Genomic DNA, 15,241 nt, shown 5'->3' with positions numbered 1-15,241 from the left:
AGACCTCTTCGTCTATCGATCACCGCCACGCCGCGATCTCAACCTCGACCTCGACCACTTATGAAACGCGACCTAGATCAGAGTGGAGCCCGAGCTCGCGAACATCGATAAAGGCGAGATCTCGGTGGTGCCGGACGCAGCGACATCTGGTGCCCAAACTCGCGAACGAAGCCAAGCTGACGCGGTACACCAAGAGAGTCCTACTAGCTATGCACCGACCTGTGGCGACGGCGAAGCCGCTCATTCGCCTTCACCCAGCTCACTGGAGCAGTCGGCACCGCCGTTGCCGGTGCGGTGCTGCGAAGGGCGGACGATCATCTTCGCGTCCGGCGCCTCCCGTCGTTCGTGGCCGGGCGCCGGCGCGACGCGCTGGCTGCGCTCTAGACGCCGGCGCAACTCGAGATTGTGCGGATCGATGTTCAGCGCTGCCGCTAGGAATGCGTTGCTGTCAGCGGAATCACCGCGTGCCCCTAGCGCGAGGAACGCGTCGATCACCTCTCGGCGTAGCGCTTCGCGCAACGGGTGAATCCACGGCCACACGTGGCCGGCGGCCAGCTCACCGCGGTACGCCGCCGACACTGCTGCAGCCGCAGCCCGGCATTCGTCCACGGTAGTGGCCCGGGCGGCCATGGCGATGGCGTCGCGCACAGCGGCAAGGTCGCTGCCGATGACGCGGGTGTTCAGCAGGTAGCGGTCGTCGCGGCGGTCGACCGGATCACCGCCCAGCAGCGGATGCAACTGCCGTTTCAACTCGCTCAGGGTGGTGTACAGCCTGCCGGTGATCGACTCCGATGGAAGGCCCGGCCAGATGGCGCGGGTGAGTTCAGCGCTGGTCGCGCCGACGGTATGCACAGCGAGATAGGCGAGAACCTGACGCCCCGCGGTGCGGCGCAACGCTACCGGCTGCCCGTTGACGCTGAGCTGACAGCTACCGAGTAGGGCAAGGTGCCCAGGCGAGGGCCCGGCGGTGGCTGCCGGGGCCATGATCGGGGGCGCACTCAGAGCCGCCGCGAAGTCGCCGGGGCGAACCTGGTCAATGAGCGTGAGCAGCTCGCGGGCCGCGTGCTGCTCGAGTACGCACATCCGTGCGTTCACACCGTCGGCCACGACATGACCGTCGGTCGCGACGGTCCAGCCTTCACCGGCTGCTTCGCCGCCGACTATGACCAAGACTGTCCGCGCCTGCTCGGGCCGCTCTGAGCCGTTTTTCCGGCCCGCACCGTCCGGCGGCGCGTCGGTGACGTCGATACCGTAGGCAGCCAGCGACGCTGGATCATGATCCGGCAGGAGCAGCCGGAGGTCGTCTCGGCTTATAGCGATCCGCCGCGGTGGCCGCCGGCCTGAGGTGGCGTGCAGCGCGGCACTGACCAGCACGCCCCGCGCGGCGGCATACGCGCCGGGACCGCTCAGGCGCAGCCGGTCGGGGAAGTCGTCCAGTAGCTGCGGCATGCCCTGTGGCGGTGTTACGGCGGCCGGGGGATCGTTGAGGGCTGCGATGACCGTGTCGGCCGTCTGCGGCAAGGGCTGCAAATCAGGATCGTCCAGATGGCTGCTGGAGCGTGGTGGGCCTGGCCGGTAGGCGCGCCGGCGCTGCCACCACACGGCGGCGGCCACCGCGGCGACGACGACTGCGGTTCGTTCGGGGATCCATCCGCCTCCGGGCAAGGCGATCCCGGCCGACGATGCCGGCTGCGTATCACCGCTGTCATGGGGCTGGCCGGCACCGGCCGCTGGTGGCAAGCGGCCAGAGTCGGCCACCGGGGGAATGCCGGCGGCACCGGTGTCTGGTGCCGGCACGGTGAACGCGGCCAGGCCGGCCATCGAGGTGGCGGTCACCTGCGCCGGGCCCGGTATCGACATCTGCCGCAGTCGCGTCCATCGCGCTCGCAACCGCCGTCCGGTCTGGCGCAGCACCACCAGCGCAAAAGTCAGCCAGCCCATCGCAGCGACCGCCAGAACCGCAGCGACGACCGTGGCCGGTGTCAGCGGCTGCTCACGCCAGGTACGCAGCTGCGCCAACCCATTCAGGTTGTGATGTGCCAGCCACCAGCCCACGGCCACCGGCGGGCCGGCGACGACGGCCAGGACGATGAGCGCGTGAGCCAGCCTGCGCGTCCAGCGCATCACCGCTGCGCCCGCCTCGCCGCCATCATCAGCCGGGCACGACCGGCAGACGCAGGACCGTCCAGGCCCGCTGCGCCCACCACGCGGCGACAGCCACCGCGTAGACGACGGCCGGCACGCTGGGCCCGGCCCGGGAAATGATGAGAAGTAGCAGGCTCAGCAGGACCGAGACCGCCACCCGAAGCCCCGCGTGGCGGGTCACGGTGCAGGCCAGCGCCACCGCGACCAGCAACGCCCCGGCGGCGGCGAGCAGATCCGACCAGCCGTCCAGCGCCGACAGGCGACCGTGCCAGGACAGCGCCAGCGCGGCGCTGCCGGCCGCACCGGCGAGCACGGAGCTGACCGGGAAGCTCAGCAGCGGATCCCAGCCGCGCTCGGGTGGGCGCCGGTGGCGCCACACCAGAGCCAGCAGGACCAGCGCGGCGGCCGTGACCGGCAGAACCGGCACCAGCGCCCACTTCAGCAGGGCGGTTGTCGGCTGACCCATGTACACGGCTGCGACCACCGCGTACAGACTGGCCACCGCCACGCCGCCGGCGATGGCCGCACCCAAGCCGGAGGTCAGGGATTGGTTAGGCAGTCGGTCCCCGCCGCTCCGCGCCGCCTGCTGCTCGTGGCGGACGGCGGTGAGCACGGGAGCCGCCTGCAGCAAGGCGACCACGGCGAGAACCGAAGCTACGGTGAGCTCACCCCAGGCGGCCAGCACGTAGAAATACGGCCGGGGAGACTGTGGTGTGCCGTTGTAGAACTCGGCCGAGAACACGAAATGGGCGTACAGCACCAGCGATACCAGGGCGGGCAGGCTCAGACTGACCAGCCGTCGCAGCGGCGGCAGCGCCGGCGCCCGCACGTCGCGTGCCGGTACCGAGGTCACCTGGGCCGCGCCGAGGACAGCCGCTGATGCCGGGCGATCCAGCACCTGCGGCAGAGCGCCGAGCTTGGCGGCGACCACGTCGACCAGCGGCGGGCAGGCGCCGCCGATGGCGTACACCGCGTGCACCCGGTCCACGCTTAGGTCGGCATTGCCCAGAGCTTCGGTGGCCAGCGTGGCCACCCGCTCAGCTGTCGGCTGCGCTACCTCACGCAGCAGCGCAACGCTGACCGCCGCAGGCGGCTGCCCGCCGGGCAAAGGCACCGTCACCGCAGGATGGTGCTCGAGCGCCTGCTGCGCCGTGCGGACCGCGGCGAGCGCCGGCCAGCGTTGCGGTACAGGCAGATCGTCAAGCGAGCCCGCGCCGGTCGCGGCGAGCAGCGCTTGATCGATCCGATTGCCACCGGCATCCGGATCAGTGAGCACAGACAGCACGGAAAGGCCATCCGCGTCGTATTGCAGCACCGTCGTCTCGCAGCCGTTGCCGACGTCAATGACCAGCACCACCTGACCGGGCCGCGATGCTCCGGCCACGGCGTGCAGCGCCGCAACAGGTGCCGCCACCACGGCGATCACCGGCAATCCGGCGTTGCCGGCGGCGCGCCGCAGCCAATTGCGGCGCTGCGGTCCCCAACCGGACGGCACGACCAGCCGCACCTGACTGATCGGCTCACCGGTGACCTGCGCGGCCTCGGCGCCGACGTGGCGCAGCGTCGCCGTGACCAGATCGGCGACCTCGACATCGCGCCCGCCGGCACGCACCTGGCCGGTCCCGGCCCGCAGCGGACTGACAACGAAGCCGTCCGGCTCAATTCCGGCCTGCTGCCACGCCGCCGCGCCGATCAGCACAATAGAACCGGCGACATGCACGGCACTGGACAACTCACCCGCCCCGCCGAACGGCAGCATCATCCCGGTTCCGTCCGGCCACGTCAGGGCGGCACGCGTGTGCGCGGCCCCGTAGTCGATCGTCAGCCACGGATTCACGCCGGACAGTGAAGCAGCGATTCACGGCGCGAACACCATCGCGCTTGCGACCAATCTGGCCGTCCGGCGTGGTGCCCCTGGTCAGCGTGAACCAGCTGGCGCTGCCTTCAGAGTTGCACGCTGGCCGGTCAGAGCCGCCAGCTGTTGTGAGGTTTTGTCAGCGACTGTGAGCTGCGGTGCGCTGAGCGCAGCGGGTCCTGATGCCTACGGTCGAGCAGTCGATGCCGGTGGGCAGACTCGCGGGCATCGACATGGCCGGCAAGCGCGGCCTCGTACTTGAGCGATGTCAACAACTGACCGGAAATGGGGGCGCTATGCGGACCTTCCATACCGCCATCCGTATCGGCCTGCGCACGCTGACGGTGTTCGCGGCAGTGCCCGGCGTGCTGCTCGTTGTCGCCGGCAGTCCTGTGCCGGAGCGCATACCGACCCTCGCGCAGCTGCAGTCGTGGCTCGACGCTCCCTTCGACCCGCGGTACGCGGCCGGTACGGCCCGATCCGCTGCATGGCTGTGCTGGGCGTTGATCGCCGTAACCGTCGTGCTCGCTGGCGCCGCTCGCGCCCGGCGCCGTTCGTGGAGCACCATCGTCACGCGGCTGCCGACACCGCTGCAAGGCCTCGCCGCGACGCTGATCGGGGCGGCCGCTGTGACGACTGCCGCAACGGGCGCGGCAGCGCACGCCGCACCAGTTGCGTCGGCGACAGACGCCAGCTCGCCGGACTTCGCTGCTGCTGCCGGCCGGACGGGGCAACCCGCGCACCGTGCGCCGCAATCAGCTGGCCAGCATCGTTTCGCAGCAGCGGCCCAAGACCAGTACAACAGGGTCGTGGTGCGCCGCGGAGACACCCTGTCCGCCATCGCCGCGCGGCAATTGGGCGACGCCGACCGCTGGCCCGCCATCTTCACCCTCAACCGCAACCGGCACTTCCCCGAGATTGGGGGGACTCTGAGCAACCCGGACGTGATCTACCCCGGATGGCAGCTGCGCCTGCCGCATCAGCCGGCACCGCCTGCCAAATCCCGGCCCGACCCCGGCAGCCACAACCGCGCTCCGGCGCCGACACCGGCGCAGCGCACCCCGGCCAGCCCTCCCAGCACCGGTGGGCACACCCCGTCGCCGGCGAGCGAGCCGGCGAGCACCGATGCCCCAGCGCCTGACACAAGCGGCGATGGGCCGCCCCCGCCCGGCGGCTGGGGCACCGGAGCCCTGGCGGCCGCCCTTACCGCACTCGCCGCAGGGCTATGGCGGCGGCGCTCCGTGCGCCGGCGGCGGTCATCCAGCACGCCTGCCGTGACGCGACCGCAGCCGGAAGTACCAGCGCCGCCGACCGCACCAAGCCGAAGCCGACGCAACGACAATGACGCCGTCCCCGCGCCGCAGCACCCAGGCACGGCTGCACCCGCAAAGCACCCCGCCACGGCAGAAGGTGACGCACCGGCCGCACCCACCGGTCCCCGGATCGCCGATACTAGCCACGACGACCCCTGCATCGGGCACGCTCTGGCCGGGCCCGGTGCCGAGGCAGCTGCCCGCGCCGTCCTGGTCGCATCCCTGACTTCGGGCGCTCACGACGACCCCGATGCCCGCGAGCAGGTCATCACCACCAGCGCCACCCTGACCCAGCTGCTCGGCAACCACCTGCAGCGTCTCAGCTCCGCCGTCCGGCTCACCGTCACCGACGACCTGATCAGCGCACTCAGCACAGTCGACCACATCCTGATCGAGCGGCGACGCATTCTGCAGGACCACGGCGTCGACGACGTCGACGCCCTGCGCCAATCCGGGCCCGGCCACCCGCCGATGCCAGCTGTCCTCCTGCTGGCCTGCACCCCGCCGGAAAACCTACATGCCCGGCTGTCCAACACGATGCTGCTTGGGGCGGGACTGCGCCTTCGGACCCTGCTAGTCGGCGACTGGCCACCCGGCCGAACCACCGCCGTCGACGCAGACGGCGCGACCGCAAGCGGGAACCTGCCGCTCCTCGACGTGCCGACCGCCCTGCAGCTGCTCGACGCCATCGGCGACGCCCGTAGCAAGGAGCCCGGCGCTGACGTCGAACCGGCCCACAAGCCGGCGACACACTCAGCGGCCGACTCGCGCACCGACAGCCAGCAGCACGACACGGCCGCCCCGACCGTCTCGGTGATCGACCGGCCGACCTCCACCGCATCGCCAGCCGGGCCGCAGGAAACCACCGCCGTACGTATCCAGCTGCTGGGCGCCCCCGCCATCTACGACCGCAGCGGCGACACCGTCACCGGTCTGCGCTTCCACGCCCGGGAGATGCTGGTCTATCTCGCCGTGCACCGCAGTGGCGCCAACCTGCCCGACATCATGGAGGCGATCTGGCCCACCGCCACGCTACGGCGAGCCACACAACGGCTGTCAACCGAAGTCGCCGACCTGCGCCGCCGCATCCGGCACGCCGGCGGCGACACCACCATCCAGCCTGTCGTCAACACCGGCGGCCGCTACCACCTCGACCCCGCTGTGGTGGACATCGACCTGTGGCAGCTGCACGACGCGCTCCGTAGCGCCAAAACCGCCGACGCCACCGAACGGATCAGCCTGCTGCAGCTGGCCGTCGACGCCGGTGCCGGAACACTCGCCGACGGTTTCGACTACCCCTGGATCGGCCGCTACCGCGAACACGTCCGTCAGCAAGCCATCCAGGCCCGCCAAGCCCTCGCCGAACTCGTCGCCGTGCACGACCCGGCCGGTGCCGCCGGCCTGCTGCGAGCCGCTGCCGAACTGGCACCCGCTGACGAGAACACGGCCCGGCGCGCCCTGCAGGCTCTGGCCGGCATAGGTGACACCAGAGCCGCCCGCGAGCTGCTGCAGCAGCTGCGCCAGGCACTCGACGATATCGACGAAACACCGTCGGCCGAAACGCTGGCATTGGCCCAGCACCTGCAGCTGACGCAGGACACGCCATGACCGCCCGCCCGTACACCGCGATGCGATGGGCTGTGCGCGCCACCCTCGGGCTCGGCGTGACCGTCTCCATCGCGGCCAACGTGCTGCACGCGCGAGACAACCCGGTCAGCCAGGCCATCGCCGGATGGCCGCCGATCGCGCTGCTGCTGACCGTCGAACTCATCTCCCGGATTCCGGCCTCTAGCCGGGGCTTGGCCGCCGTGCGCATCTGCGCCACCGCCCTGGTCGCCGGCATCGCCGCGTGGGTGTCGTACTGGCACATGGTCAGCGTCGCCGCCCGGTACGGCGAAACCGGAGCCTCGCCCTACCTGCTACCCCTGTCGGTTGACGGACTGGTCATCGTCGCCAGCATCTGCCTGGTGGAGCTGAACGTCCGGGTGCAGCGCACCGGGCCACCACCGCCGATCCCGTGCCCCACCGATCCGACGCAGAAGCCAACTGCGCAGCACAGCGCCACCGGACCAGAATCTACGCAGCCATCGCGGCCGACGCAGCCCGTCCCCGCTCCGGGTCGGACTCGAACGGACAGAACCCATCGCGCCCACCCTCAGCAGCCGGCGACGCCCGTCGCCGCAGCGCAGACGGCGGTGCTCGAGCTTCCGACAGGGCAGACACTGCAAGCGGGCCTCTACCAGCCGGTCAGCGAGCAGGACCGCGCGATGTATGAGGTGTGGCTACGTGCCACCGCAACCGGGCGCCGCCTATCCGGCGCCGATCTGGCCCGTGCCGCCGGTCGCAGCAACGACAACACCGGGACGGGACGGCGCGCCGCGCGCCGCTACACCGACGCCCACAATCACCGATTCGCATCCACTGCGCCCTCGGCATGAGGAGGCCTGCCGGCCTTCCTGTCCGGGCGGCCACCGTGCACAAAGACCCACATTGCTTCTCTGACGTACAGGCGACCGGGCTCAGGGCGTGTCCGGCAGGGCCGCCGATGCTGCAGGTACGATGAGGGCGGGCGGTGGTTTCTATTCGCGCGGTTCTCCCCACACGAAAAGCCGCCGTCCGCTGACTTGCTGGGTGAGCTCACCCTCCCCGGCCGCAATGCTGGACGCGGCCGGGTGGCCCTTCTCAATCTTGATCGGTTCGTCGTCGCAAACGCGCCATAGGATGCACAGGCCGCCCAGCCATCGGTCCACCGGTTGGCGGTTCCGGCCGGCTTCAGCGCATCCGTCAAACGCAGCACCGCGTTCCAGCCAAGCCATCGCAGCAGCGCGGAGCCTCGCCCTTCTTGCATCAGGGCCTGCTGCGGAACAGGTCGTCAACGTCGGGCAGGAAGCAGCCGAAGCTCTGCAGGCTTACTACGTCCAGCTCGATCACACCGAGACTGCCGGCCGGTGACAGCCCGTCCGGGCGATCGGTAACGAGGACGTCAGGCAGCAAGCCGGTGCCGCCGTGCGTTCGCGGTCGATCATCGTCGGATGCGACGTCCGGATGGTCAGATGTCAACGCCCCGTACCGCTCGATCAGCGCGTACGCGGCGTCGCGGACGTCCGTGACAGCTTGCCGCGCCTCCTGCGCGCAGGCTTGCGGGTTATTCGCGAGATAGGCGCGGCGGGCGGCGGCGATGAACCGGTCCGGATCGACGATGATTGCGTCCTGACGCATGCGGAAAACTGATCACCATGCGCTGGCGTGCAGCCACCTTGTCAGGGACGTTCTTGTCAGCCATCCGGTCAGGCTAGGGCAGGGGCGTCCTCGTTGACTGCTCAGCGGTTGCGACGGATCACTGGCCTGGGCGGCTGGCCTTCGGTGCGCTCCTGAGAGCCGGCGGACGTGGAACGGTGCGGCCGTGCCGTGGCCGGGATGTTCGACTGGATGGAGGCGAGCAGCGCGGCGATCCGAGGATCGTCGAGGGCGCCGGGGCGGTGCACGGCATGGAACGTGACGCGCGGCAGATCGACGATCGGCCGGGTCACGAGTCCGGCAGCCGGTTGCACGCAGCCGGCCACCACCGCCAGCCCCACGCCGAGGGCGGCGAAGTCAAGGGTCATCGGAAGTCCTTCGGCTTCCACAGCGACCCTCCACGCAACGTCGGCCTCGGTGAGGGCGCGTTCGAGGTTGATCCGGTGCGGGCGGGCCGGCGGCGGCACGATCAGTTCGCTGCCGGCCAGGTCGCGCAGCCGCAGCCTCGTGCGCCGGGCCAGCCGATGGCCGGAAGGCATGAGTAGCGTCTGAGGAAACGTTGCCAGCTTGACGGTGGCCAGGTCGGCCGGGCGCACATGCAGGCTGAACACTCCCAGGTGTGCCCGTCCGGTGCGCAGAGCGGCCTGCATCTGCTGCCGGTTGGTGTGCAGCGGCCGGATACTGCCGGGCCGTTCGGTGAGCATGCGGCGGATGGTCGGGCCCAGCAGATACAGGTAGGCGGTGTGCCCGGCCGCGGTCACCAGCGGCTGAGTGTCCGGGACGCCGTGCAGGTCGTCCAGAAACACCTCCAGGCGTTGCTGATGTTCGCGGGCGAACGCGGCGATGCGCTCACCGTCCGCGGTGAGCTGCAGCTTGTTGCCGGTGCGCTGATACAGCGTGCAGTCGAGCTGACGCGCCAGGTTCGCCAGCTTCGACGACAGCGACGGCTGGCTGATGTGCAACTGCTCCGCGGCGCGGGTCAGGTTGAGGTGATCGGCGAAAACCACCAACGCGGCCAGCGCATCCGACGACACCCGCACACCGGTCATAGAACAACCCTATGAGCCCTGCGCCACTTCATAGTTCACATGGAGATCGGCAGCGGAGATCATCGATCTATGACATTCATCGAGGGACACCAGCCACAGGTATCGGCCGCGCAGCTGCGGGTGATGCCGTTGCACGCCGTCACAGAGGTTCACGGCGAGCCGGGTCTGCGCCGCCGGTTCACGCTCGAACTTGACCGGCTGCCCGCCGAGCACCGGGGCACGGTCGCCGACGCGGCCGGGTGGGCGGCCCAGCTGCACGCCGGCCAGGGGCGCACCCGCGAACCCTACGTCAACCACCTCTGGCGGGTGACGCTGCGCCTGCTGTGCCACTACCGGGTCACCGACCCGGACGTCCTGATCGCCGGTCTGCTGCACGACGCCGTCGAGGACCAGGCCTGGACGATCACCGGGATCACCAGGCACGGACCGCCCCCGGCACGGCAGGCACTCACGGCCATCGCGGACCGCTACAACCCCGGCGTGGCCCGCCTGGTCGGCGCGGTGACCATGCCGCCTCGGCCCGACGGGACCGACCGGATCCGCCACTACACCGGCCACCTCGCCCACGCCCTCAGCGGCGAGCCGTGGGCCCGGGTCATTAAGCTGTCCGACTTCACCGACAACGGCGTCGGCCTCATCCACACCGTCGGGCCGCTGGTGACCCGATCCGCTGCCAAGTACGACGCCGCTCTGCCGGTCCTGCGAGGACTGCTCGATCGCCCGGACACTCCGCTGCCGGGGGACGTCAAGGACCACATCCGAGGACAGCTCGACCTTGCGCAGCGGCGCTTCGCCGCCATCCTCACTGCGTGAGCAAGCCAGCCAGCCGTACCGATGCTCGCAGCCGGCCTGGTGGGGGCGAATCCCGACACCAGGCCGGAACACTGCCGTGAGTTGGTGGCTGCGCGCGGCAAGCTGGCCGCAGGCATCTCGACATACCTGTGCCGATCCTGCTGAGCAAAGGAGAATGCCGGTCATGATGCTGCTCGTGCCGTACGACGTGATTCACCGGCGACGCGCCGACGACCACTTCGCCGCCGAAGCCGAGGCCGCCCGCGTGCTGGGGTATCAGCTCGGGCTGGTCGACCACGACGCTCTCGCGGCCGGGAACACAGCCCACGCGCTCGCCCAGGTTCCGGACGACTGCGACACGGCGGTCTACCGCGGATGGATGCTGAGCGCCACCGCGTACGCAGGCTTCGCCGCGGCCCTGGCCGGCCGGGGTGTGCGGCTGCGCACCAGCTCTGAGCAGTATCGCCGCGGGCATGAACTGCCCGGCTGGTATGACCTGCTTGAGCCGTTCACGCCCGCATCGGTCTGGACCAGCGGCGCCGACCGTGAGGACTTCGACAAGGCCCGCGCTGCGCTCGGCCCTGGTCCCGCAATCATCCGCGACTACACCAAATCGGAGAAGCACTACTGGCACGAAGCCACCTACATCCCTGACCTGGCCGACCGCGACGCCGCCTGGTCGGTCGCCCGACGACTGCGCGAACTACGCGGCGCCGACTTCACCGGCGGGTTCGTCCTGCGCCGCTTCGAGGAGTTCACCGGGGCCGAAGCGCGCACCTGGTGGATCGACGGAACCTGCCGGCTGGTAACCGCTCACCCCGACACCGCTGATCAGCATCCGGTGGCTGACCTGTCCATCGCCTCGCTCACCGGGGCGGTCGCCGCGCTCGGCCTGCCGTTCGTGACAGTGGACCTCGCTGCCCGCAGCAACGGCACCTGGCGCGTCATCGAACTCGGCGACGGGCAAGTCAGCGACCGGCCCAGCAGCACACCCGCCGAGGCACTGATCACCGCCGTCTCGCACGCTTAGCCCCGGCGGAGGTCGCACTGAACTGAGCACTGGACATCCCCGCAGCGCCGCGCTACTGGAGGTCAGGCGCTTGTATGGGGATGTCAGCAACCCAGATGCTCCCGGGTACCGCTAACGGTGCTACAGCCGGTGCAACCAAAAGCCCTACGTCGTGAGATACGCGCCGGGGACGGGGACAGGCCATGTCGATGCCCAGCAGCTCGAACGTCTCGTCCGTGGTGACGTCGCGAAGCACGGTGCCGACGCGAGCCTCACCCTGCAACACGCTACCCGTCACGGCCAACCAGGGCCGTCCGCTCAACCGGAACACACCGGTGACTCGGAACCTGAACACCGTCACGGCGGCGACTGTCGCAGCCGGAGCCCAGCTTGAATAGTCGGCGCCGCCGAACCGTTAACGCAGCTGCCGCGCCGACACGGCGAGTCGGATTGGCTGCGAGGCCGACGACCTGACGACCCCCGACGAGACTCAACTGGCGCGACGTACCGGATAGCCCCAACGCTGCCGCTACCCAGCAGCACCACGGGGCCTGGCCCTTGAACACCGCGTCGCAGCTGCGATCTGGACGTACAGCAGACCGCGGAGTACAGCCCTTCAAATGATTTCAAACGAGATGACGCCTCCGGCTGTCGTCGCTCGTGTCGCCGGCACTGTACGAGCATGGACGCGTCCGTGGACGTCAGCGTCGTCGTGGCGGCCTTCCGAGCCGGTAACGCCGGGACAACTAGCGACCTCGACCGCACCTCCACCAAACGGATGTTGAAGTACCCGTTCAATCTCATCCCGGCGCGGTGTCCCGGCACACGATCGTCCGGCATTGCCTGGCCCGATTCACGGCCGCGCCGGACTGGTCGTCACGACCGTACCGGCGGAGCCTTTCGCGCGACCAACGCCACGCTCGGCGTCCAGGGCGACGGCGCGCTGGTACGCATCCTCTCGATCATCCCGCTCATTCTGGCCGGGGCAGGAACGGAACAGGGCTCACCCATACCGTGGGTGCCTCCTAGGACCGCCCAAGCCGGGCAAGCCAAGGTCCCGCGCCTCTTATCCGCCTCGAGCGAGGTGGCCGGCTTGGCGATGCACCAAGTAAGTCGAGTCACCCACGTGTGGACGAATAAGACGTTGCTCAGCGCGATGCGGGTCTCTACGCTGAAGCAACGATCGACTTACATTTTGGAGCGCCAATGTTGTCATGGGCCACGCTCGACGGGCAGCGCACGCTGCTGTGCAGTCGAGCAGCCATGCGTGGCTCCAGTCGAATCGCTGAGCAGCCAGCACGCTGAGTCGCAACACTCGATAGCGGCCGAATGGACTTTCGCGTCAAGGAATAGAAATGCTCGCGACGGGCCGCCACCGCATTGCTCACGCTCGTCTCTCGAACACTTCGCAGACTCCCGCGACGCCGATGTGAGACGAGCGATCCCCTCCGCAAATTTCCCGGAGAGCTGGCCGAGTCTGGTTGAAGGCAGCGGACCGCTAATCCGCAGCAAGGGCATCGCTCTTGCCGGGGGTTCGAATCCCTCGCTCTCCGCTCTGCCGCCGCATTTGCGCGGTATCGATACCTGCGTTGAGGGGAGTGGCTTCCACATCCGGTCAGTTTCACGTCATGGAGGCGCCAGCCGATTGGTGCCGGCCGCGGTCCCGAAAACCGTTGGGGCGAAAGCCCGTGAGCGTTCGACTCGCTCCGTCTCCGCGTACAGCTATAAGCACGATGGCTTCATGGAGGAGCCGGCCCGGTCACGGAAGCGCTGCCGGAAACAGCGCGGGCTCACCCAGAGCCCCGTGGGTTCGAATCCCACCTCCTCCGCTGAGCAGAAATCCCGCTGCCAGCCCACTCAGGCGCAGGCGTCTACGGGATTCCGACAGGACACCAGCGACATTCGATCCAGAAACAGCCGACCTCAACGAAAGGTGCCGGCCATGGGCCTCGACATGAGTTGCCTCATCGTGCCGCTTGACGCCGAACCCGTCCGCGCGATCCGCGCCGACATGGCGCTGTTTTCGACTGCCGAAGAATATCCGCCGTTCGGACCGCGCTTCGGCGACGAAGTCCTCCCAGACATCAGCTATCAGCTTCTTGAGGTGGTGTCGGCCCAGTGCCGCTGGACCGAAGTTCTCGGCGGCCGATCGTTCGCCAAAGCCGAGTACCTGCTCAACCCCGCCTCCTACCGGGCCATACACACCTGGGAGAAACGCGAACGCAGCCCTGCCTACCGGATGACCCGCGGTGACGAACCCTTCGCGCGCGAAGGGGTCACCCTCGAAAGATGCAGCTGGCGATGCTCAAGGTCCGCCTCACTCAAGCGAACAGCGCACACCATCGACGCCCTCGACGTCGCCGCCGTCCGCCGAGAGTTTTCCGTCGCCGACATGTGCGAGCAAGGGGTGTACAAGGCAGACCACCCCGACGAAGACGACGAGGAGAACTTCACAGAGATCCTCGGCTACCTCCGCGACTTCGCGAACCTTTGCCACCAGGTCTCCGGACAGGGCCTCGACCTCGTGTTCCGTCTTGATTAAGGAGCCCGCGACTCGGAAGGGGGCAGCGTGGCCCGCTCGCCGGCTATTACCAGCCCAAGGCCGACTCATTGCCGACCGACGCCGGAACGGCCGCTAACCGTCTAGGCCGACGACCTGTAGGGGCACCCAAAAGGCGTGGCGCGTACCCGGCAGCTGGACCTGGACGCCACGGGTCACCGTCATCGACAATCAGATCCAGCCGCCTGGAGAGGGTCCCACGGGTGCAGTTGGCCGGCACCGAGTTATCGCCAGGACTCCGCGGCGCCCTCTGGCGTGCAACGGCGCCGCAGTAACCTGCCGGCGAAACGGAAATGCGGACGAACTGCTCGTCCCGGAGCTTGCGTCCGCAGGCACTCGAAACTACAAACCTGTACTTCTCGTGATCGCCTTGCCGCGCTACCGGGCCTGCCTGTCTAAGCGTGCATTCTCAACCGTGGACAACCGAAGCGGTCATCCGTCACATCAGCACCTTCTACCGCGACGTGGCCAGCCTGCCCTGAGTAAGGGCATCGCGAGGATGCCGGATCTGTCCATCCGCGAGTACGGCTGAAGGTGATCGAGTACGAGCGATCAGGACCTTGGGTCGAGCCGTCAGTGGTCGTCATCCGGCGACGTGCGGATGCGCGCCCAGACGACCTTGCCACCCGGTGCTGCCGGGTGGGCGCCTCAGCTGTGGGCGAGAGTGGCAACGATCAGCAGGCTCCGGCCTCCGACGCGCCGTGGATCCGGGTCGCGTAGCTGCGCTAGATGAGGACAGCGATCAGCAACCTCGACCAGAACGGCACTCTCATGACAGGTGAGGGAAGCTTCGCCGCTCTACTCGGTGTGCTGGATGACGTTCTGGGTTAACTCGGTGATCACCAGCAGAATGTCTTCGACAATCGGGGACGGCGTCTGCCACGAGACCAGCACGTGATCCGCCCAATGGCGTACCGGCGCGGCGTCCAGGTCTAGATCGAAGGGCCACCGTGTAACACGGACGGCCGCGGCTTATTCCAGGGCGCCGGCAGGCCGTCCCCCATCACGCTCACCCCCTTGATTCTCGGTGATCGAATGCCGTAGATCGTAAGGCGTGTACCCACCGCTGTGGATCGTGACGCCTTCGTACGGACGTCGAATCAAAAGAGCGGCGAGAGCTGGTGTGCTGAGGCTGGTTCGGCCGGAAGTCACGAGGAGCGAGGTCCCGCTCCTGCATGCTATGGCCGACGAACTCCGTGACGAGATCATCGGTCTGCTCGCAAAGCCGCCGATGCGGATTTCGGTACACCCGTACTCCGCCGCGCCAATCCTCTGACTCAT

9 protein-coding genes and 2 tRNA genes are annotated in these 15,241 nt (G+C 68.9%); 7 read left to right on the top strand and 4 right to left on the bottom strand.

The genetic code is table 11. From position 1 onward, the window contains the following. Positions 1-240 precede the first annotated feature (240 nt). Both OWR29_RS38920 and OWR29_RS38915 read right to left on the bottom strand, forming a co-directional pair. Positions 241-2,124: a hypothetical protein gene (locus OWR29_RS38920; protein WP_267568557.1), complete on the bottom strand. Its 1,884-nt coding sequence runs from the start codon at positions 2,122-2,124 to the stop codon at positions 241-243. Positions 2,125-2,152: 28 nt separating this feature from the next. Then, entirely contained in the window at positions 2,153-3,904 is a 1,752-nt protein-coding gene (locus OWR29_RS38915; RefSeq protein ID WP_267568556.1) for an Hsp70 family protein, read from the bottom strand. Between the two features lie 278 nt (positions 3,905-4,182). Between OWR29_RS38915 and OWR29_RS38910 the strand changes: the two genes are divergently transcribed. Together OWR29_RS38910 and OWR29_RS38905 are read left to right on the top strand one after the other, a co-directional pair. After that, a complete protein-coding gene (locus OWR29_RS38910) occupies positions 4,183-6,921 on the top strand; it encodes a BTAD domain-containing putative transcriptional regulator (protein ID WP_267568554.1) in 2,739 nt (912 codons plus the stop codon). Then, entirely contained in the window at positions 6,918-7,751 is an 834-nt protein-coding gene (locus OWR29_RS38905) for a DUF2637 domain-containing protein (RefSeq protein WP_267568552.1), read from the top strand. Before OWR29_RS38910 ends, OWR29_RS38905 begins: the two co-directional genes overlap by 4 nt. A 409-nt stretch (positions 7,752-8,160) precedes the next feature. Here the strand turns inward: OWR29_RS38905 and OWR29_RS38900 are convergent, their stop codons facing one another. Both OWR29_RS38900 and OWR29_RS38895 read right to left on the bottom strand, forming a co-directional pair. Next, entirely contained in the window at positions 8,161-8,532 is a 372-nt protein-coding gene (locus tag OWR29_RS38900) for a hypothetical protein (protein WP_267568550.1), read from the bottom strand. 101 nt (positions 8,533-8,633) lie between these two features. Beyond that, the gene (locus OWR29_RS38895; protein ID WP_267568549.1) at positions 8,634-9,599 is read right to left on the bottom strand and encodes a LysR family transcriptional regulator; all 966 of its coding nucleotides are present in this window, start codon (positions 9,597-9,599) and stop codon (positions 8,634-8,636) included. 69 nt (positions 9,600-9,668) lie between these two features. On the opposite strand from OWR29_RS38895, the gene OWR29_RS38890 reads away from it, so the two are divergent. From OWR29_RS38890 to OWR29_RS38870, 5 genes are all read left to right on the top strand, one after another. Further along, entirely contained in the window at positions 9,669-10,412 is a 744-nt protein-coding gene (locus OWR29_RS38890) for an HD domain-containing protein (protein ID WP_267568547.1), read from the top strand. A 163-nt stretch (positions 10,413-10,575) separates the two neighbouring features. Further along, positions 10,576-11,421, top strand: a complete 846-nt coding sequence (locus tag OWR29_RS38885) for an ATP-grasp domain-containing protein (RefSeq protein ID WP_267568545.1) — start codon at positions 10,576-10,578, stop codon at positions 11,419-11,421. 1,440 nt (positions 11,422-12,861) lie between these two features. After that, a tRNA-Ser gene (locus OWR29_RS38880) sits at positions 12,862-12,953 on the top strand. Between the two features lie 77 nt (positions 12,954-13,030). Then, positions 13,031-13,115, top strand: a tRNA-Ser gene (locus OWR29_RS38875). A gap of 227 nt (positions 13,116-13,342) precedes the next feature. Next, on the top strand, positions 13,343-13,942 hold the full coding sequence (locus tag OWR29_RS38870) for a DUF1877 family protein (protein WP_267568543.1): 600 nt from the start codon (positions 13,343-13,345) through the stop codon (positions 13,940-13,942). Positions 13,943-15,241: the final 1,299 nt, after the last annotated feature.

This window comes from Paractinoplanes pyxinae (assembly GCF_026626335.1).
GTDB classification, from domain to species: domain Bacteria; phylum Actinomycetota; class Actinomycetes; order Mycobacteriales; family Micromonosporaceae; genus Actinoplanes; species Actinoplanes pyxinae.
The sequence above is the reverse complement of the archived record's forward strand: the minus strand, read 5'-3'. Positions and strand labels throughout refer to the sequence as shown.